The organism is Halarchaeum sp. CBA1220 (assembly GCF_003721175.2).
Classification (GTDB): domain Archaea; phylum Halobacteriota; class Halobacteria; order Halobacteriales; family Halobacteriaceae; genus Halarchaeum; species Halarchaeum grantii.
In genome coordinates, this window is record NZ_CP054707.1 from 736785 (window position 1) to 753846 (window position 17062).

Below are 17062 nucleotides of genomic sequence, written 5' to 3' on the forward strand. Positions count from 1 at the left end.
GCTACTCCTCGTCGCCCTCGCGTTCCGCGGGCCGGCGCGTCGGGTCGAACTCGCGCGCCGTCGCGTCCTCGTCTCGCTCGTCCGGTCGGAGCGTCGGGTCCGCCCCCGTCCCGCCGGCGTTCGCTTGCGCCGTCAGGACGAACACCACCAGCCCGACGAGTCCGCCGACGAGCGCGCCCGGCACGCCGAAGAGCGCGAGACCGAGGGCCGAACTCGCGAGGAGCGCGACCAGACACAGGACGCCGAAGCCCGCCGAATCCATCACGGCGACACTCTCGATTGGAGGCCCATAGGCGTTCGCTCGACTACCGGCCGTCGCGCAGTCGCGTCCCCGTCGACTCGGGGAGGCCGGCCGACTTCACGGCCTCGACGACCGCCTCGACGTCGTACTCGACGCGGCGCTCCGCTATCGTCTTCTCCTCGAGGTCGAGCACCGCGTACGCGGCGCGCGGGTCGTCGTCGCGGGGCTGGCCGACACTCCCCGGGTTCACCACGAGGCCGTCCTCGAACGCCCGATAGCCCTGGACGTGCGTGTGCCCGAGGACGAGCACCTCCTCGTCGCCGAGGAGGTCGGCGGAGAACTCGTCCGGGTACGTGTAGTGGTCGACGCGCTCGGGATGGTCGTGGACGACCTTCACGCGGCCGTCGCAGGCGACGTGCTCGCGCGGCAACCCCTCGACCCACGCGCGCTCCTCGGCGTCGAGGCGCTCGCGGGCGTGCTCGACACCCGCTCTCGCCATCCCGTTCCCCCCGAAGTTCCGCCCGGACGCGAGCATCCGGTCGTGATTCCCCATCACCGTCGGGACGTCGCGCTCACGCAGGAGTTCGACGCACGCCGCCGGCCACGGGTTGTAGCCGACGACGTCACCCGCGCACAGCAGGACGTCCACGTCGGGCAGGTCCGCGAGGACGGCCTCCAGCGCCACGCGATTCGAGTGAACGTCCGAGATGAGACCGACGCGCATACCCACGACTACGGGCGCGCGACGCAAAAAACGCTCGCGGGACTCGACTACTCGCCGTTGTAGAGCGCGGTTTCGACGCCGTCCGCCGTCACCTCGGCCGCCGCCGCGCAGACCGCGTGCTCGAAGTCCGCGTCGTACACCTCGCGCGCCGCCGCCTCGGCGGTCGTCGCTTCCAGCGCGTAGGCCTCGGGGTCGTCCTTCTCGTAGGTCGCGACGAGCGTCGGTTCCTCGACGCGCTCGACCTTCAGGGCGTCCGCGCGCACCGTCCCGACGTACGCCTCCTCGGCCCCGACGACGCCCGCGATACGCGGCGTGTCGTAGTTGTCCTTCTCGTAGTCGAGCGCGAACAGCGCCGTCGCGAGCGCGTCGCGGGGCGGATAGCCGAGGTCGAGCTTCTCGGCGATGGGGTCGACGTGCGACCCGTTCCCCACGACCGCGAGGCCGTCGCCCGCCTCGCGCACGCAGTTGTAGGCGATGTAGGGGTTGTCCGTCTCCGGCGCGTCCGGCGTCGGCCCGACCGTGAGGGCGTCCTCGCGCGCGGTGACCTGGCGATTCGGGAACGACCGAGAGGAGACGCGGTACGCCCCGAGACCGGGACCCACCACGACGAAACGACCGACGTACATACACACGTCCGTGCGCCTATCGGCGGTATATAGATGGCGGTCTATGCACGTTCGGGCCGTTCCCCTGGCGCCTCGAAACCCGCCGACGCCACCGCCGTCCGGCGTCTCGGTGGAGTCCGCAAGACTCATATTCGGCCACGGAGTATGCTCGTGTGCGAAGCGACACGGCGCGTAGTTCCATGGGGTAGCGGCCAATCCTGTTGCCTTCTGGGGGCAACGACCCAGGTTCGAATCCTGGTGGAACTACTCCATTTCCTTACGGTCTCTCGACCGGAAGCGACCGCCGTCTCCAGGCGCCGATTTCGACGCTCGCGTCCGGCCGCCACCGGATCGGTGGGGCGGCCGAGACACGTCGGCGGTCGCGCGACGTTACTCGACGCGCAACTCGCCGTCGCCGCCCTCCCCGTCGGTCCACTCGAGTTCGAACTCGACGCTCGTCTCGACGGGGCCGGCACCCGTCTCCTCCTCGACTTTCGTCTCGAACGTCACGCGCTCCGGGACCGCGAGCGTCACCGACTCCTCGCCGGCGCTGAGCGTGACGTCGTCGCCGGCGTCGAGGCTGTCGGCGACCCGTCGCAGGAGCTCGGCGACATCCGCGCGACTCCGCTCACTCTCGGACTCGAAGACGACTTCTTCGGGCATACCTCCCCTACGGGCGCCGTCGGAATAAGTCACCCTCACATTTCGGCGACGAACACCGAGCAGAACCCCCCGACCAGTCGTCGTTCGTGGCATCGCGTCGCGCGTTCGCGTGCGGCGGCGTGCGCCCGCTCCACCGCGGCGTCGAGCGTGCGCGCCGCGCCTGCGGGCGTTCCGGGCGCGCCGGCGCGAACGAACGCCCGAAAGAGCGGGTTCGCGAGTCGGCCCACCGTCCCCGCGCTCGTCGTCGCCTCCACGAGGACGAGGCGGTTACCGGGCTCGAGCAGGTCGCACCACGCGCGGACGGCGGCCGCGGCGTCGTCGAGGACGCCGACGACGAACGACGCGAGCACTGCGTCCACGCCGCCTCTCACCGGCGGCCGGGCCGCGTCCCCGCGAACGAGCGCCGCGTCCCCGCCCGCTCGCCTGGCGCGCGCGAGCATCCCCCGGGACGCGTCGATACCGACGACGCGCCCGGTCTCGCCGACGTGCTCGCGGAGGCGCGCGAGGTTCGCGCCCGTCCCGCAGCCGACGTCGACGACCGTGTCGCCCGCCGTCGCGCCAAGTGCGTCGACCGCTGCGTCGCGAACCCCCGAAACGCCCGGTATCGAGCGTACGAGCGGGTCGTAGAAATGTGCCCAGCGGTCGTAGAACGCGAGCGTTCGGTCGTCGCGCGAGCCGTCCATCTCCTCGGTTCGAGTATCGCCGGCGGCTAATACGTGTCGGGCGCTCCGACCGGCGGGGTGAGCGCCGCCGCCGGAACGTCAGACGCCTGTCAGCCACACGCGGGCGTCGTTTCGGGTGGAAACCCACCGCATGCGGCGGGTCACACCGTCGGCGCGGCTCTTCCCGTGCCGCGACGGCGACTCCATCACGGTGGAGTCGCCGCGGGCCCCCGCTCTCGTCGTTCGGGCGACCCACGAGTCGCCCGCACGGACACGCGGAACCGGGGGTTCCGCATGGCTCGGCGTCGCGTCAGTCCTCGCGTTCCGCCTCCTCCATCGCGTCGAGTTCGCGCTCCGGGTTGTACTCGTTCGCGTCGCCGTGCTCCTCGCCCGCCTCGCCCGTGAGCTCGCCGAGGACGGCCTCGCGGGCGTCCTGTGGGGTGTCGTACTCGTCGGGCGCGAGGCGGTCGAAGACGTCGCCGAGCGTCTCCGTCTCGTTCGGCAGCTCGTTCACCCGGTCGCTGTACGCCGCCTTCATCTCGCTCGGGTTCGTCGGGTACTCGAGGCCCTGCACGGTCTCGTCGATGATGTTCTCGACGTGCTCTGCGCGCTCGTGCTGGCGCTCGGACGCGGTCTCGCTCGGGTCTCCCATGGGCGGCTGTATCGACGCCGCCCGGAAGAACGCAACGGCCCATCTGCTTCCGACTCGGGGCCGCCACGCGACCCACCCGCCGCAAAAATATGAGCGAAAAAACCCCGCGCGGCGAAGCCGCGCGGTGAACCTCGCTTTGCTCGCTCAGACACTGACCGCGCTTCTCGTGGGTCGCATCGCCGTGATCCCTCGCGGTTCTCGGACGGTTGCTCGCGGTTCGCAGTTGCTCACCGCTCGCGTCTCCGTGGTTCTGCACCCCGTTCAGAACCACGTCACTTCTCGACGTCGAGGAGCGCGACCCGCTCGCGGACGAGCGCCTCCAGTCCGGCGTCGGTCGCCGCCAGCTCCGCGTCGCCGATATCGAAGAACGCGCGGATGCGCTCGTCGTCGCGCGCGTCGAAGCCGCCACCGGGCGCGAGGTGCTCGGTGACGGCGTTCCCGGCGGCGGCCTCGGCGCGCTCGGGGTCGCGCACGCCGGTGTCGGCCGCGACGAGCACGACGGCGGGCGTCTCACCCGCCTCGACGCCCATCTCGAGCGCGCGTCGTATCTGCCGGCGGCCCGCCGCGTAGAGCAGGATCTCGACCGCACGCTCGCGCGCGACGTTCTCGCCGCGCTCGAACGCCCGCTCGGCGTGCGCGAGCGCGCTCGCGAGGTGCTCGCGGCCCGCGACGTAGCGCGCGTCGAACGCCTGCACCGCGCAGTCGTGCGCGTCGCCGATGGCCCCCAGCTCGGCGACGAACGAATCGAGGTCGTCGACTTCCACCACCCCTTCGAGGAGCCTCATTCGAAATCACCGAGGCTCGCCTGCCCGTCCCCGCCCGCGTCGCTCGTCGCCGTGTCGTCGGGCGCGGCGTCCGGGTCCGCCGCCACGTCGTCCATCTCCGGGTTGGGGTGACCGGCGGCCGCGAGCACGGACTCGGCGGTCTTGCGCCGGCCGCGGAGCGCGCCGAGCACCACGGGCTTCTCGGCGTTTCGCAGTTCGCTTCGGTCCTCGATGCCCGCCCGGTAGAGCCGCCGCGCGCGCTTGCGCCCGACGCCGCGCACGCCCGCGAGGTCCAACAGCTCCTCGCGGACGCCGTAGTCGACGCGCTTGCGCGCGTCCCGGACCGCCGTCGTGCAGTCGAGGTCGAGCTCGCCCGCGAGGCGCTCGGCCGCGCCCAACAGCCACTCGGCGGTCTCCGTCTTCCCCCGGATGTCGCCGGGGCCGACGCCGTAGCGCTCGGCGATGCGGTCCTCGTCGAGCTCCTCCGTCCAGTCCTCCATGAGCGTCGCGGTCTTCAGCGCGGAGAGCCAGTCCTCGAACTCGCCCTCGGAGAACTCGGAGGGCGTGCTCCCGGGTATCTCGGCCTCGCGTTCGTAGAGGAGTTCGGTGTATTTCTCGCGGTCGCCCGACCGAAGGTAGAGCTCGTACATGTCGGGCGTCCGCGAGACGAGGTGGTAGAAGCCGAGCGGCGAGGTCTCGGCGTCGGCCTCGCGGAGGCCGTGGATGATCTCGGCGGCGCTCATCGGGTCGACGTAGAGGCGGGAGACGAGCTCGCCCGTCTCCGTCGCGCGGAGGCCGCCGTCGCGCTCGATGAAGTCGTTCGCGTCGAGGTAGGCGAGCACGTCGTCGGTGACCTGCTCGAGGCGGCCCGTCTCGTCGGTCTGCTCGGCGTAGAGCGTGCCGTCGAGGAACTCGAGGAGCTCCTCGCGCGTGGTCGCGAAGCGCGTCGCGACGGTCGCGAGGACGTGCGTGCGGAGCGCGGGCTCGGCGGCGAGCTTCGAGCGCACGGGTTCGGGCTCCGCGTAGATGTACCGGTCGAAGAGGGCTTCGAGGCCGTCGTGGTCGTCCGTGACGAGCACCGCCTCGCCGTACGGGTCGAGGCCGGGGCGGCCCGCGCGCCCGAACATCTGGTGGACTTCGAGGACGTCGAGGGGCTTCATACCTCCCGAATCGCCGTCGTAGCGCTGCCAGTCGCGGACGACGACGCGGCGCGCGGGCGTGTTCACGCCGGCGGCGAGCGTCGGCGTCGCACAGACCGTGCGCACCAGTCTGTCCCTGAAGGCCTCCTCGACGAGTTCGCGCTGGGTGCGCGAGAGGCCGGCGTGGTGGAAGGCGGCGCCGCGCTCGACGGCGCTCGCGAGCGTCTCGGCGGTCTCGGTGTCGCTGTCCGCCCGTATCTCCTCGGCCACCTCGGCGAGCTCGGCCCGCTGGCCGCTCGTGAGCTCCTTCGCGACGACGGTCGCGAGGCGCTTGGCCGCGCCCTCGGCGTTCCGCCGCGAGTTCACGAAGACGAGCGTCGAGCCGTCGTCCTGGAGGGTGTCGCGGACGATGGCGGCGGTCTGAGCCTCCCCGCGCTCGACGGGGAGTTCGCGCGTGGTGCCGTCGTCGAGGTGGAGGGCCTGCCCGTAGTGGACGCCCGTGCGGAGGTCGATGGGCCGCCAGTCGGAGTCGACGAGCTCGGCGTCCAGCCACGCCGCGAGTTCGTCGGCGTTCCCGACGGTCGCGGAGAGCGCGACCGTCTGGAGGTCCGGGACGCGCGCGCGGAGCTTCGCGAGCGTCACTTCGAGCGTGGGGCCGCGGTGGGCGTCGTCGACGAGGTGGACCTCGTCCGCGACGACGCACGCGAGGTCGTCCACCCAGCGCGCGCCGTTCCGGACGAGCGAGTCCACCTTCTCGGAGGTGGCGACGATGAGGTCGTTGTTCGCGAGGCGCTCGCCGTCGCTCTGGTAGTTGCCCGTGGAGACGCCCACGGAGAGGCCGTACTGCTCGAACTGCTCGAACTCGCGGGCCTTCTCGCCGGCGAGCGCGCGGAGGGGGACGATGTAGAGGGCCTTCCCGCCGCGCTCGACGGCGGCGAGCATCGCGAGCTCGGCGATGAGCGTCTTCCCGCTGGCCGTCGGGACGCTCGCGACGAGGCTCTCGCCGTCGGTGACGCCCTTCTCGACGGCCTCGGCCTGCGGGGGGTAGAGCTCCTCGATGCCCTGCTCGGCGAGGTGCTCCGGAACGCCGTCCGGTAGCCCCGTCAGGTCCGTCGGTTGCATTACCCGCGACTAGGCGTCGATTCGGGTTTAAACTGTCGTGTCAGCGACCGCCACCGCTAAACGCCCGCCGCGCCCACGCTCCGGTATGCGAGTCGAGTTCGACCGGGACGCCTGTATCGGGATGTTCCAGTGCGCCGCCGAATGGGAGGCGGGCTTCGAGGTGGACCGCGACGCCGGGAAGGCCGTCCTCGTGGACGGCGAGGAGGTCGATGACGGCGTCTTCGCCCGCGACGTCCCCGAGGACGCGGAACTGGACGCGAAGTTCGCGGCGCGCGCGTGTCCCGTGGACGCCATCGCCGTCTACGACGACGACGGCGAGCGCGTCGTCTGAGCCGCCCTTCGCTTCAGGAGATCTGTTCGTACTGCTCGGAGAGCTTCGCGGCGGCCTCGCCGAGCTGGTCGCGCTCGTATTCGGTGAGGTCCCACTCCACGACCTCCTCCACGCCGTCCGCCCCGAGCTTCACGGGGACGCCGAGCGCGGTGTCTTCGTGGCCGAACTCCCCTTCGAGGGGGATGCTCGCCGGGAGCACCTCGCCGGTGTCCCGCACGACGGCCTCGACCATGTGCGCGACGCCGGTCGCGGGCCCCCACTGGGTCGCGCCCTTGCGCTCGATGACGTCCATCGCGGACTGCTGGAGCTCGTCGAGGATCTCCGACTTCTCGTCGTCGGAGAACGCGGGGTCGCGGCCGTCGACGCGCACCTTCGAGAAGACCGGCACCTGGGCGTCGCCGTGCTCGCCGAGGATGGTCGCCTCGACGTTCCGCACGGCGGTGTCGAAGCGCTGGCTGAGCACGTAGCGGAAGCGCGCGGAGTCGAGGCGGCCGCCGAAGCCGACGACCTTCGAGCGCTCCCGGTCGCCCGTCTCGTAGAGGTGGCGGTTCAGCAGGTCGACGGGGTTCGACGTCGTGATGGAGACGAAGTCGTCGTTGTACTCGGCGAGCGACGACCCGATGTCCTCCATGATAGGCGCGTTGTCGCCCGCGAGGTCGAGGCGGGACTGCCCGGGCTTGCGCGGGATGCCCGCCGTGACGACGACGACGTCCGACCCCGCCGTGTCCGCGTAGTCGCCCTGATAGACCTCCGTGTTGGAGTCGTAGGCGACGCCGTGGTTCGCGTCCGCCGCCTGCCCGACCGTCGCGTCCTCCTGGTCGGGGATGTCGACGAAGACCAGCTCGTCGACGACGTCGCGGAGCGCGAGGTTGTAGCCCGCCGCCGCGCCGACCGTACCGGCCGCACCGACGATGCTCACTTTCGACATATCACCTGCAACACGGCGTGGCGTCCCGTTAAACGTACCGCCTCTCTCCGCGCCGCCGGATGCTCTCCCGGGAGCCGCACGCGCGTTCGGCTCTCAGTCTCGCGTGTCGTTCGCGTCCGCCCACTCCCGCTCGACGTTCTGCGCCCCCTCGCTATCGCTCGGGCCCGCAACGGGCGCCGAGCGTCATCACGCTTTTCGGCGCGCGCGTCCTGTACGCACCCATGAGCGACCGAGAGGACCCCGAGGGGTTCGACCGAGAGGCGCAGAAGCGAGAGCTCCGCGAGAAGTACGCGGCGGACGCCGACGACCGCGAGCGCACCGGCCGCATGAGCGAACTCCTCCTGCAGGGCGCGACGATGACGAACAAGCACTGCGACCGCTGCGGGAACCCGCTCTTTCGCTACGAGGGCAACGAGTTCTGCCCGACCTGTCAGGCGGAGGGCGAGGCCGCGGAGGCGGCGGACGCGGACGCGACCGAAATCGAGGTCGGCGCGAGCGACGCGGACGCCACCGACGCGGCAGACGACGAGGCGGCGAGCGCGGACGCGCGGGCGACCGATGCACCCGAAGCCGGCGCGGGTGACGAGGACGCCGCCGAGGCGTCGCCGGCGTCGACGGGCGCGCCGACCCGCTCGCTCGCCCCGGACGTCGACGCCGACTCCCCCGAGGAGCACACGCACGACGTGACGGCCGAGGCGCACGCGAACGCCGGCCGTGACGCGTCCCGCCGCGGCCACGGTCGCTCCGAGGGCGAGCGCGACCCGGCGCGCGACCCGCCCCGGCCCGCCAGTGACGAACGCGACGTGTCCGACGCGGCCGACGCGACGGACGGCGTGGCGTCAGCGCGCGCGTCGCTCTCGCGCTCGGTCTCCACGCTCGCCGAGCGCGCCGCCGCCGCAGACGACCCCCGAAACGCGCGCGAACTCGCGGCGGCCGCCCGCGAGGCCGCCGAGGCGCTCGACGCGCTCCGATAGGCGACAGGAGTTAACTCCGTGGCCCGCGACTCCGCACGCATGCAGATTCTCGTCCCCATCGACGGCTCGGACTGCAGTTTCCGCGCGCTCGAGTTCGCGGCGGACATGGCGCCGCGCTACGACGCGAGCCTGCACGTCGTCCACGTCACTGACTCGCGAAACGACGCCACCGAGGACATCGTCGAGCGCGCCCGCGACGTCCTCGAGGCCCACGAGGTCGAGGACGACCCGGCCGTCCACACGGACGTGAGCCTCGACTTCCGGCCGTCGAACCGGATCGGGAAGGACGTCCTCACGCTCGTCGAGGAGGAGGGCTACGACCACGTCGTGATGGGTCACCACGGCTCGGGCGCCGTCGAGCGCGCCATCCTCGGGAGCGTCACGGAGACGGTGATGGACGCGAAACGCGTCCCCGTCACCGTCATTCCGTAGCGTAGTCGCTCGCGACGACGTCCCGAACGCGCTCGGCGGTGACCTCGCCGACGCCCTCGACCTCCATGAGGTCGTCCTCGCTCGCCGTCATGACGGCCTCGACGCTCCCGAAGTGCGCGAGGAGCGCGCGCGCCGTCACCGGGCCGACGTCCGCGATGCTCGACACCACGTACTCCTGCTGTTCGGTCTTCGTCTTCGCGCCCTTCTCGCCGTGGACGGACACCTCCCGGTCGCGGGTGAGCTGCTCGCGCCCGGCGAGCACGTCCAGCATGTCCGTCGTGTCCGCCTCGTCTTCCGTGCGGAGGACGCTGATGCCGTAGTCGACGGCGACGGACGCGAGCGCGCCCCGGATGGCGTTCGGGTGGACGTTGCGCGCGCCGTAGAGGTCGCCGCCCTCCAGGAGGAAGACGGGCCGGTCGTAGTGGCGCGAGAGGTCGCGCGCCTGCTCGAAGAGGTCGCGGTCCCCGCCCAGTAAGGTGTCGAGGAAGTCCGCGATGCTCTTGCGTTCGACGGCGACGCGGTCGGAGACGACGTAGTCGCCGACGGCGAGCGTTTCGAGGCGCGTGTCGACGTGCTCGCGCTTCGAGAGGTCGCGCGCGATGTTCGAGTCGAGTTCGCGCTGGTCCACCACGACCTCGACGTGCTCCTCCGCCTCCGGCGGGTCGGCGCGCGCGACGACATCCTCGTCCTCGCTCCCGTCCTCGGTGCGTTCGTCGTCGGTGTCGCCCTCCGCTTCGGCGTCCGCCTCCCCGTCGCTCGTCGTGCCGTCGCCCCCGGCCTCGTCGCCGCGCTCGAAGTCCGCGAGGCCGGCCTGTCCGTCCGCCGAACTCCGCACGCCACCCGTCGAGGCGGGCGCGTCGCCGTCCGCGTACTCCTCGAGCGTCTCCTGCCCGTCGTCGAGTTCGGCCTCGAGGTCGTCCGCGAGCGACTGGAGCGAGCGCAACTCGCTCTCCATCTCCTCCTCTCGCCGCCGCGAGATCCAGAAGTAGGCCTCGTCGCGGGTGTCCTCGGCCATCAGGACGACGACGCGCCCCTCCGTCTGCCGGCCCGTCCGGCCCTTGCGCTGGACGGAGCGAATCGCCGTCGGCACGGGTTCGAAGAAGAGCACGAGGTCGACCTCGGGGACGTCGAGGCCCTCCTCGGCGACGCTCGTGGAGACGAGCACCTCGAACGCCCCGGCCTTGAACTCCGAGAGCACCTCCTGCTGTTCGGTCTGCGTCATGCCGTCGGAGCCCTCCTTGTCGCCCTGCCCGACGAAGCGCCGCGCGTCGAAGTGGTTCCCGAGGAACTCCGTGAGGGCCTCGGCGGTGTCGCGGGACTCCGTGAAGACGATGACGCGGTCGCCGCCCTCGATACCGAGCGTCTCCGCGAGGAGCATGCGGGTGCGGCGGAACTTCGGGTGGAGGCCGTCGAAGGCCTCCGCGCGCCGCATCGCCTCCTTGACTCTCGGCTCGGAGACGAGGCGCTGGGAGGCCTTCGACGCCCCCGAGGAGCGCGCGGCGTTCTTCTGGCGCTCGAAGTACCGTCGCACCGACTCGACGCTCTGGGTCTCGACGAGCTCGACGGCGCGCCGGAGCTTCATCACCTCCGCGTGGAGGCTCATCCCCTCGTAGCCCTCCGACTGGTCGTTGTCGATGAGCTCGCGCAGTTTCCCGTGGACCTTGTTCAGGTCCTTCTGCGAGAGGTCGGGTTGGGTGGTGTTGACGACGCCGAGCTCCTTCAGTTTCTCGAGGCGCTCACGGATGACGTCGTTCAGCTCGTCGCGGACCTCCAGCACCTCCTCGGGGAGCTCGATGCGCTCCCACTCGACGTCCGTGTCGTAGGTGTAGTCGGCGACGTCGGCGTCGTCCTCCGTCATCACCGCGACCTCCCGGACGCCGAGGTTCGCGCAGACCGTCAGGATCTCCTCCTCGTCGCCGCCCGGCGACGCGCTCATCCCCGTGACGAGCGGGTCGGCGGCGTCCGCGTGGTAGCGCTCGGCGATGTAGACGTAGGCGTAGTCGCCGGTAGCGCGGTGGCACTCGTCGAAGGTGACGTGGACGACGTCCCGGAGGTCGATGCGCCCGCCGACGAGGTCGTTCTCAACGACCTGCGGGGTCGCGACGACGACGCGCGCCGAGCCCCAGAGCTCCGCCCGGTCGTCCGGGCGCACGTCCCCGGTGAAGACGACGATTTCGTCCTCGGGGACCTCGAGCGCCTCGCGGTAGAAGGTGGCGTGCTGTTCGACGAGTGGCTTCGTCGGCGCGAGCAGGAGGCTCTTCGCGCCGACGTCGTCCTGCAGGCGGTCGGCCGTGACGCGGAGGCTGACCGTCGTCTTCCCGAGGCCGGTCGGGAGGCAGACGAGCGTGTGGTCGTCGAGCGCGCGCTCGACGAGCTCGCTCTGGTAGCGTCGGTCCTCGAGGAACCCCTCGGCGAGCAGCGGATGCTCGACGTACGACTGCTCCGGGTCGGTGGCCGCCATTTGCCGTGGGTTCGCCTTTCTGTCGGTTAAGGGTTCCGCGCGGCGCGACGCGCGCCGCGTCGCGTGCCGCGACGACCCGCCCGCGTCGGGCGGTTCCGCGAGGGGACCGACCGGTGAGACGGGGATTTATGCCGGGCGATGCCGACGGCCCGATATGGTCCTCACACTGACCGGTTCGCTCCCCCTCCAGCAGGGCGGCGGTGGCGGGTCGAGCGTCCTGTTCCTCGTCTGGCTCGTCCTCGTCCTCGTCTCCATCGCCGGCATCTGGAAGACGTTCGAGAAGGCCGGCGAGCCCGGCTGGGCGGCGATCATCCCGATATACAACACGTACGTCATGCTCAAGATCGGCGGGAACGCGTGGTGGTGGCTGCTGCTCTTCCTCGTCCCAATCGTGAACATCTACGCCGCCTACCGGCTGTCGAAGGGCATCGCGGAGGCGTTCGGACAGGGACTCGGGTTCACGCTCGGTCTCTGGTTCCTCGGCTTCGTCTTCTTCCCCATCCTCGGCTTCGGGGACTACCGCTATCAGGGGCCGTCGTAGGCCGCCGACGCGGGTCGGCGTCCGTCCCGTTTAGTGCCCGCCCGTGCTCGTCGCGGTCTCGGGCTCGATGTAGACCTTGCGGACGCTCGGGTTCTGCTCGACGAGCGCGTCCTCGATTGCCGTGATGCGCTCGTCCACGTCGCGGGTGTCGAGGTCCCCGTCGAACGCGACGTCGGCGGCGACGAGCACGCGGTTCGGCCCGAAGTAGACGGTGCGGAAGTCCACGATGCCGGTGACGCCCTCCCAGTTCGCGACCGTCTCGCGCAGTTCGTCCTCCTCGTTCTTCTGGAGGGATTCGCCGAGCAGGAGGCGCTTGTTCTCCCACGCGAGCGCGAGCGCGAACCCCATGAGGAGGAGGCCGATGCAGAGCGCGGCGAGGCCGTCCCAGAGCGGGTTCCCGGTGTAGTCGGTGAGGAAGACGCCGAGGAACGCGAGGACGATGCCGCTGACCGCGACGGTGTCCTCGGTGAACGCGGTGAGCGTCGTGATGTTGCTCGTCTTCTTGAACGCCTCGACGAAGCTCGTCCAGCCGTGCTCGTCCATGTCGATCCGCATCCCGCGATAGGCAGTGACGAGCGCGTAGGTCTCGAAGCCGAACGCGCCGACGAGCACGACGTAGTTGACGTAGACCGCGCGGAAGCCCGCGCCCAGCAGCTCGACTTTGCCGTGGAGCGAGCTCGCGTGGCCGTGGACGATGGCCTCGTAGCCGTGCGTGAGCGACATCCAGCCCGCGATGCCGAAGAGGAGGACGCTCACGAGGAAGCTGTAGAAGAACTGCGCTTTGCCGTAGCCGAACGGGTGGGTGCGGTCGGCCTCCCGACCGCTGTATCGGAGGCCGATGAGCAAGAAGACCTGATTGCCCGTGTCCGAGATGGAGTGATACGTCTCCGAGAGCATCGCCGGACTCCCGGTCAGCAGAAAGCCGAGGAACTTCATGATCGCGATGGCGCCGTTCGCGATGCCGGCCGCGATCACGACTCGCTTCGAACTCGCCATTGGCGGGTCAAGACGCGGCCGCCACCTAAAGGCACCCGCTGTGCCTTTCTCCCTGCCGCCCGAACTCCCGGGTATGTTCGCCGTCCTCAGCGACACGCACAGTCGGAGCGGCCACGAGCTCGCGGGCGCGGCCCGCGACGCCGTCGAGCGCGCGGACGCCGTCCTCCACGCGGGCGACTTCACGAGCGAGGCCGCACTCGACGCCTTCCAGTCCGCGAGCGAGCGCCTGCACGCCGTCTACGGCAACAGCGACAGCCCGGGGGTCCGCGACCGTCTCCCCGAGGCGCGCACCGTCGAACTCGCCGGCGTCCGGGTCGCGGTCACGCATCGTGCGCGTGGCGGGCCGACGGCGCTCGCGCTCTTCGGGCGCGAACGCGGCGCGGACCTCGTCGTCTCCGGCCACACCCATCGCCCGAGCGTCACCGAGACCGAGGACTGCGTCCTCCTGAATCCGGGGAGTCACGCGGAACCGCGCGGGAACCCTGCGAGCCACGCCGAACTTACGCCACGCGAGGGGGGACTGGACGGGAAAATCATCGACCGGGACGGCACCGTACTGCGGGAGTTTCGGGTGGAGGGCCGAAACGTCTAGCGGGGCAGGCGCGCGCCGACCGGGGCGTGGGTACGCCGCGCGCCTGTACACCTACCTACGGAGTCCGGTATCAATAGGGTAGCGTAGGCTCAAACGGCCGTTTCACCCTGCGATAGCGACGCGGGGGCGAAACCACTTTGCGGCTCCGCCGGGTAGCCACCCCCATGGCGCTGTTCCCGTCGGACCCGATGTTCTACGTCCTCCTCGCGCTCGTCCTCGGGTTCGTCTTCTTCTGCTATCTCCTCCTCCGGCGGACGCTCCTGAGCTTCCGCGAGGGGAAAGGCGGGCGCTAGGCGGCGCGTGCGACCCGCTCGACGGCGTCGTCGATAGCGGCCCGGCCGACGTCGAGGTGCGTACAGAAGCGCACCGTCTCCCGGCCGAACGCGCTCGCGAGCACGCCGACGTCCCGACAGCGCTCGACGAGCGCCTCGGCCCCGAGGGCCGAACCCGACGTGTCCACGAGCACGATGTTCGTCTCGGGGTCCGCGGCGTCGAGGCCGTCGATGCCGTCGAGGCCGCGCGCGAGGCGTTCGGCGTTCGCGTGGTCGTCGGCGAGGCGCTCGACGTTCTCCGTGAGCGCGATGCGCCCCGGTGCCGCGATCAGCCCCGTCTGCCGCATCCCGCCGCCGAGGAGCTTGCGGGCGCGTCTGGCGTCCGCGACGAACGCCTCGCTCCCCGCGAGCACGGAGCCCACGGGCGCGCCGAGCCCCTTCGAGAGGCAGACGCTCGCCGAGTCGACGTGCTCGGTGTACGCGGTGACGTCGACGCCGGCGGCGACGGCGGCGTTGAAGAGCCGCGCGCCGTCGAGGTGGAGGGGGACGCCCAGGTCCGCGGCCTCGTCGCCGAGCGCCGCGACGTCCTCGACGGCCGCGACGGCCCCGCCTTTGGCGTTGTGCGTGTTCTCAATGGCGACGAGGCCCGTGCCGGGTCGATGGAGGTTCTCGGCGTGGTGGGCCTCGCGCAGCTGTGCGGGCGACGGGACGACGCGCTCGCCCGCATCGACGGGCCGCGTCTGGAGGGCGCTGTGCTGGGCGAACCCGCCGAGCTCGTAGTTCACGACGTGGCTCTCCGCCTCGACGACCGCCTCCTCGCCGCGCTCGGTGTGGACGCGCGCCGCGAGCTGGTTCCCCATCGTCCCCGAGGGCACGAAGAGCGCGTCCGCGAAGCCGAGAACGTCGGCGGCCGTCGCTTCGAGGTCGTTCACGCTCGGGTCCTCGCCGTAGACGTCGTCGCCGACCGGGGCGTTCGCAGCCGCACGGCGCATCTTCTCGCTCGGCGTCGTCACCGTGTCGCTTCGGAGGTCGATGGGCGCGTCCGCGTCGTCGCTCATACGCGTCCGTGGATGGCGCGCGCCAAAGGCCCCCCGTTCCGTCCGCAAGCGGTTTGGGGGTGCTCGCCGTTCTCACGCTATGGACCCTCGCGTCAGAGAGCACGCCGCAGTCGTCGTCGAGCACTCCACGAGCGTCGAGGCGGGCGACCGCGTCGTCGTCAACGCCCCGCCGGTCGCCGAGGACTTCGCGGTCGCCGTCTACGAGGAGCTCGCCGAGCGCGGCGCGCACCCGCTGATGCTCTACAACGGCCGCTTCGGGAGCGCGCGCGCCGAGCGCGCCTACCTCCGCGCCGTCGACGAGGACGACATCGGCGCGCACGAGCACCTCGAGGCGCTCTACGAGCACGTCGACGTCGCCATCCGCGTGCGCGCCGACGAGAACGTCACCGAGTCCAGCGACGTCGACGGCGAGACGCAGGCCGCCTTCCAGCGCGCGTACGCGCCCGCTCGCTCCGAACTCCTCGACACGCGGTGGTGCCTCACGCAGTATCCCGCGCCCGCGAACGCCCAGCTCGCGAACATGAGCACGGAGGCCTACGAGGAGTTCGTCTACGACGCCGTCAACAAGGACTGGGAGACCCAGCGCGAGCACCAACAGCAGATGGTGGAGATACTCGACCCCGCCGAGGAGGTCCGCATCGTCTCCGGTACTGAGACCGACCTCACGATGAGCGTCGCGGGGATGAGGACGCTCAACGACCACGGCGAGCACAACCTCCCCGGCGGCGAGGTGTTCACCGCGCCGGTCCCGGAGAGCGTCGAAGGCACGGTCCGGTTCGACCTCCCGCTCTACCACCAGAGTCACGAGATCGAGAACGCCTCCCTCGAGTTCGAGGAGGGCCGCGTCGTGGACTACGACGCCGACCGGAACGCGGACGTCCTCGGTGACGTCCTCGACACCGACCCGGGCGCGCGCTACCTCGGCGAGCTCGGCATCGGGATGAACCGCGACATCGACCGGTTCACCTACAACATGCTCTTCGACGAGAAGATGGGCGACACGGTCCACCTCGCGGTCGGGATGGCCTACGACGACTGCGTCCCCGAGGGCCGCGAGCCGAACGAGTCCGCCGTCCACGTCGACATGATCGTCGACATGAGCGAGGACTCGCGCATCGAGGTCGACGGCGAGGTCGTCCAGCGCGACGGGACGTTCGTCTTCGAGGACGGGTTCGAGGAATAACGCGACAACCGAGCGATAGCGAGGGCGTCGCGAAAACACGAACGGGGAGCAAAGCGACCTGTGAGGCATAACGCGGTTCCTACGGAACCGCGACCCCCCGAACACGAGCGACGCCCGCGCGTCTCGACGCCCACCTATTTGGTGCCCGGCCGCCCGTGTTCGAGTATGCCGGAGATCGATATCGCCGCCGAGCAGGCGGAGTACTTGGAGGAGCTCCGCGCGGCGCTCGCCGAGGAGCACTTGGGCGAGTACGGGACGATGCGGACGCGCGACGCCCTCCAGTACCTCATCGACCAGCACGAGGCGAGCCCCGACGACGGCGCGCTCGGCACCGACGCGGGCGCGGCGGCCGCGAGCGGCGGGCACGACGACGGTGACGCGTCCGACCTCTCCGTCGACGACCTGCCGGACGAGACGCCGGCCGTCGAGTCCGAGGCACCCGATGCGACGGGCGAGGGCGCCGGCGAGGACGCGGAGGCGGCCGATATCGACGGCGATGCGGACGACGGTGACGGCGGCGATGCGGACGCGGACGCCGGCGGGGGTGGCCCGAGCCCGCTCGCGCAGACGATGCAGCTCCTCGAGGACAACGACGACGTCTGGGAGGAGGTGGAGTCGAGCGACGGGAAGTACGCGGTGACGCTCCCGGACGGCTCGACGAAGCACGCGCGGACGAAGGACGACGTGCGCGCGCTCCTCTTCAAACACTACCGCTAGCGACG

The 17062-nt window shown here is 71.0% G+C and carries 20 protein-coding genes and 1 tRNA gene; 9 read left to right on the top strand and 12 right to left on the bottom strand.

Annotated features, from left to right (window positions below; translation table 11 throughout):
- Position 1 precedes the first annotated feature (1 nt).
- Genes EFA46_RS04010 through EFA46_RS04020 form a run of 3 tightly spaced genes read right to left on the bottom strand, consistent with a single transcriptional unit; the run spans position 2 to position 1591 of the window.
- Positions 2 to 262, bottom strand: coding sequence for a hypothetical protein (locus EFA46_RS04010; RefSeq protein WP_123074544.1), 261 nt, complete (start codon positions 260 to 262; stop codon positions 2 to 4).
- 43 nt (positions 263 to 305) lie between these two features.
- The gene (locus tag EFA46_RS04015) at positions 306 to 965 is read right to left on the bottom strand and encodes a metallophosphoesterase (protein WP_123074542.1); all 660 of its coding nucleotides are present in this window, start codon (positions 963 to 965) and stop codon (positions 306 to 308) included.
- Positions 966 to 1012: 47 nt separating this feature from the next.
- Entirely contained in the window at positions 1013 to 1591 is a 579-nt protein-coding gene (locus tag EFA46_RS04020; protein ID WP_123074540.1) for an IMP cyclohydrolase, read from the bottom strand.
- A 173-nt stretch (positions 1592 to 1764) separates the two neighbouring features.
- Between EFA46_RS04020 and EFA46_RS04025 the strand changes: the two genes are divergently transcribed.
- Positions 1765 to 1837: transfer RNA gene (locus EFA46_RS04025), tRNA-Gln, on the top strand.
- Between the two features lie 123 nt (positions 1838 to 1960).
- Here the strand turns inward: EFA46_RS04025 and EFA46_RS04030 are convergent.
- The 5 genes from EFA46_RS04030 to EFA46_RS04050 all read right to left on the bottom strand — a co-directional run bounded on the left by EFA46_RS04030 (position 1961) and on the right by EFA46_RS04050 (position 6572).
- Positions 1961 to 2233 carry an amphi-Trp domain-containing protein gene (locus EFA46_RS04030; RefSeq protein WP_123074538.1) on the bottom strand — a complete coding sequence of 91 codons (273 nt, stop codon included), beginning with the start codon at positions 2231 to 2233 and terminating at the stop codon, positions 1961 to 1963.
- Between the two features lie 35 nt (positions 2234 to 2268).
- Complete coding sequence (locus tag EFA46_RS04035) at positions 2269 to 2916, bottom strand: class I SAM-dependent methyltransferase (protein ID WP_123074536.1); 648 nt, start codon at positions 2914 to 2916, stop codon at positions 2269 to 2271.
- A gap of 289 nt (positions 2917 to 3205) precedes the next feature.
- Complete coding sequence (locus EFA46_RS04040) at positions 3206 to 3547, bottom strand: hypothetical protein (RefSeq protein WP_123074534.1); 342 nt, start codon at positions 3545 to 3547, stop codon at positions 3206 to 3208.
- A gap of 272 nt (positions 3548 to 3819) precedes the next feature.
- A complete protein-coding gene (gene cgi121 / locus EFA46_RS04045; protein ID WP_123074532.1) occupies positions 3820 to 4332 on the bottom strand; it encodes a KEOPS complex subunit Cgi121 in 513 nt (170 codons plus the stop codon).
- Entirely contained in the window at positions 4329 to 6572 is a 2244-nt protein-coding gene (locus EFA46_RS04050) for an ATP-dependent DNA helicase (protein WP_123074530.1), read from the bottom strand. The genes cgi121 and EFA46_RS04050 overlap by 4 nt, the downstream gene beginning before the upstream one ends.
- Before the next feature lie 85 nt (positions 6573 to 6657).
- Here EFA46_RS04050 and EFA46_RS04055 point away from each other — a divergent pair, with 85 nt between their 5' ends.
- Positions 6658 to 6903, top strand: coding sequence for a ferredoxin (locus EFA46_RS04055; protein WP_123074528.1), 246 nt, complete (start codon positions 6658 to 6660; stop codon positions 6901 to 6903).
- Between the two features lie 13 nt (positions 6904 to 6916).
- On the opposite strand, the gene mdh is transcribed toward EFA46_RS04055, so the two are convergent.
- Positions 6917 to 7831, bottom strand: a complete 915-nt coding sequence (gene mdh, locus EFA46_RS04060; protein ID WP_123074526.1) for a malate dehydrogenase — start codon at positions 7829 to 7831, stop codon at positions 6917 to 6919.
- Positions 7832 to 8052: 221 nt separating this feature from the next.
- Here mdh and EFA46_RS04065 point away from each other — a divergent pair, with 221 nt between their 5' ends.
- Positions 8053 to 8805 carry an Sjogren's syndrome/scleroderma autoantigen 1 family protein gene (locus tag EFA46_RS04065; protein WP_123074524.1) on the top strand — a complete coding sequence of 251 codons (753 nt, stop codon included), beginning with the start codon at positions 8053 to 8055 and terminating at the stop codon, positions 8803 to 8805.
- Between the two features lie 39 nt (positions 8806 to 8844).
- Positions 8845 to 9237, top strand: coding sequence for a universal stress protein (locus EFA46_RS04070; protein ID WP_123074522.1), 393 nt, complete (start codon positions 8845 to 8847; stop codon positions 9235 to 9237).
- Here EFA46_RS04070 and EFA46_RS04075 read toward each other — a convergent pair.
- On the bottom strand, positions 9227 to 11698 hold the full coding sequence (locus EFA46_RS04075) for a DEAD/DEAH box helicase (RefSeq protein WP_123074520.1): 2472 nt from the start codon (positions 11696 to 11698) through the stop codon (positions 9227 to 9229). The two genes, EFA46_RS04070 and EFA46_RS04075, sit on opposite strands and share 11 nt — an antisense overlap.
- Before the next feature lie 154 nt (positions 11699 to 11852).
- Between EFA46_RS04075 and EFA46_RS04080 the strand changes: the two genes are divergently transcribed.
- Positions 11853 to 12239, top strand: a complete 387-nt coding sequence (locus EFA46_RS04080) for a DUF5684 domain-containing protein (RefSeq protein WP_123074518.1) — start codon at positions 11853 to 11855, stop codon at positions 12237 to 12239.
- A gap of 30 nt (positions 12240 to 12269) precedes the next feature.
- On the opposite strand, the gene EFA46_RS04085 is transcribed toward EFA46_RS04080, so the two are convergent.
- On the bottom strand, positions 12270 to 13235 hold the full coding sequence (locus EFA46_RS04085) for a cation diffusion facilitator family transporter (protein ID WP_123074517.1): 966 nt from the start codon (positions 13233 to 13235) through the stop codon (positions 12270 to 12272).
- 73 nt (positions 13236 to 13308) lie between these two features.
- Between EFA46_RS04085 and EFA46_RS04090 the strand changes: the two genes are divergently transcribed.
- Together EFA46_RS04090 and EFA46_RS16140 are read left to right on the top strand one after the other, a co-directional pair.
- Positions 13309 to 13827, top strand: coding sequence for a metallophosphoesterase (locus EFA46_RS04090; protein ID WP_123074515.1), 519 nt, complete (start codon positions 13309 to 13311; stop codon positions 13825 to 13827).
- A gap of 164 nt (positions 13828 to 13991) precedes the next feature.
- Complete coding sequence (locus EFA46_RS16140) at positions 13992 to 14120, top strand: hypothetical protein (RefSeq protein WP_255494090.1); 129 nt, start codon at positions 13992 to 13994, stop codon at positions 14118 to 14120.
- On the opposite strand, the gene EFA46_RS04095 is transcribed toward EFA46_RS16140, so the two are convergent.
- Positions 14117 to 15157, bottom strand: coding sequence for a low specificity L-threonine aldolase (locus EFA46_RS04095; RefSeq protein ID WP_123074514.1), 1041 nt, complete (start codon positions 15155 to 15157; stop codon positions 14117 to 14119). The genes EFA46_RS16140 and EFA46_RS04095 overlap by 4 nt on opposite strands.
- A 79-nt stretch (positions 15158 to 15236) precedes the next feature.
- On the opposite strand from EFA46_RS04095, the gene EFA46_RS04100 reads away from it, so the two are divergent.
- Positions 15237 to 16340: an aminopeptidase gene (locus EFA46_RS04100; RefSeq protein WP_123074513.1), complete on the top strand. Its 1104-nt coding sequence runs from the start codon at positions 15237 to 15239 to the stop codon at positions 16338 to 16340.
- 165 nt (positions 16341 to 16505) lie between these two features.
- Positions 16506 to 17057 (top strand): hypothetical protein, encoded by a 552-nt coding sequence (locus EFA46_RS04105; RefSeq protein ID WP_123074511.1) that lies wholly within the window; start codon positions 16506 to 16508, stop codon positions 17055 to 17057.
- Positions 17058 to 17062 lie beyond the last annotated feature (5 nt).

Excerpts from the sequence above, each read along its gene's own strand:
- EFA46_RS04010 (WP_123074544.1), bottom strand. The coding sequence starts at position 262 with ATGGATTCGGCGGGCTTCGGCGTCCTGTGTCTGGTCGCGCTCCTCGCG.
- EFA46_RS04015 (WP_123074542.1), bottom strand. The coding sequence starts at position 965 with ATGCGCGTCGGTCTCATCTCGGACGTTCACTCGAATCGCGTGGCGCTG.
- EFA46_RS04020 (WP_123074540.1), bottom strand. The coding sequence starts at position 1,591 with ATGTACGTCGGTCGTTTCGTCGTGGTGGGTCCCGGTCTCGGGGCGTAC.
- EFA46_RS04030 (WP_123074538.1), bottom strand. The coding sequence starts at position 2,233 with ATGCCCGAAGAAGTCGTCTTCGAGTCCGAGAGTGAGCGGAGTCGCGCG.
- EFA46_RS04035 (WP_123074536.1), bottom strand. The coding sequence starts at position 2,916 with ATGGACGGCTCGCGCGACGACCGAACGCTCGCGTTCTACGACCGCTGG.
- EFA46_RS04040 (WP_123074534.1), bottom strand. The coding sequence starts at position 3,547 with ATGGGAGACCCGAGCGAGACCGCGTCCGAGCGCCAGCACGAGCGCGCA.
- cgi121 (WP_123074532.1), bottom strand. The coding sequence starts at position 4,332 with ATGAGGCTCCTCGAAGGGGTGGTGGAAGTCGACGACCTCGATTCGTTC.
- EFA46_RS04050 (WP_123074530.1), bottom strand. The coding sequence starts at position 6,572 with ATGCAACCGACGGACCTGACGGGGCTACCGGACGGCGTTCCGGAGCAC.
- EFA46_RS04055 (WP_123074528.1), top strand. The coding sequence starts at position 6,658 with ATGCGAGTCGAGTTCGACCGGGACGCCTGTATCGGGATGTTCCAGTGC.
- mdh (WP_123074526.1), bottom strand. The coding sequence starts at position 7,831 with ATGTCGAAAGTGAGCATCGTCGGTGCGGCCGGTACGGTCGGCGCGGCG.
- EFA46_RS04065 (WP_123074524.1), top strand. The coding sequence starts at position 8,053 with ATGAGCGACCGAGAGGACCCCGAGGGGTTCGACCGAGAGGCGCAGAAG.
- EFA46_RS04070 (WP_123074522.1), top strand. The coding sequence starts at position 8,845 with ATGCAGATTCTCGTCCCCATCGACGGCTCGGACTGCAGTTTCCGCGCG.
- EFA46_RS04075 (WP_123074520.1), bottom strand. The coding sequence starts at position 11,698 with ATGGCGGCCACCGACCCGGAGCAGTCGTACGTCGAGCATCCGCTGCTC.
- EFA46_RS04080 (WP_123074518.1), top strand. The coding sequence starts at position 11,853 with ATGGTCCTCACACTGACCGGTTCGCTCCCCCTCCAGCAGGGCGGCGGT.
- EFA46_RS04085 (WP_123074517.1), bottom strand. The coding sequence starts at position 13,235 with ATGGCGAGTTCGAAGCGAGTCGTGATCGCGGCCGGCATCGCGAACGGC.
- EFA46_RS04090 (WP_123074515.1), top strand. The coding sequence starts at position 13,309 with ATGTTCGCCGTCCTCAGCGACACGCACAGTCGGAGCGGCCACGAGCTC.
- EFA46_RS16140 (WP_255494090.1), top strand. The coding sequence starts at position 13,992 with ATGGCGCTGTTCCCGTCGGACCCGATGTTCTACGTCCTCCTCGCGCTC.
- EFA46_RS04095 (WP_123074514.1), bottom strand. The coding sequence starts at position 15,157 with ATGAGCGACGACGCGGACGCGCCCATCGACCTCCGAAGCGACACGGTG.
- EFA46_RS04100 (WP_123074513.1), top strand. The coding sequence starts at position 15,237 with ATGGACCCTCGCGTCAGAGAGCACGCCGCAGTCGTCGTCGAGCACTCC.
- EFA46_RS04105 (WP_123074511.1), top strand. The coding sequence starts at position 16,506 with ATGCCGGAGATCGATATCGCCGCCGAGCAGGCGGAGTACTTGGAGGAG.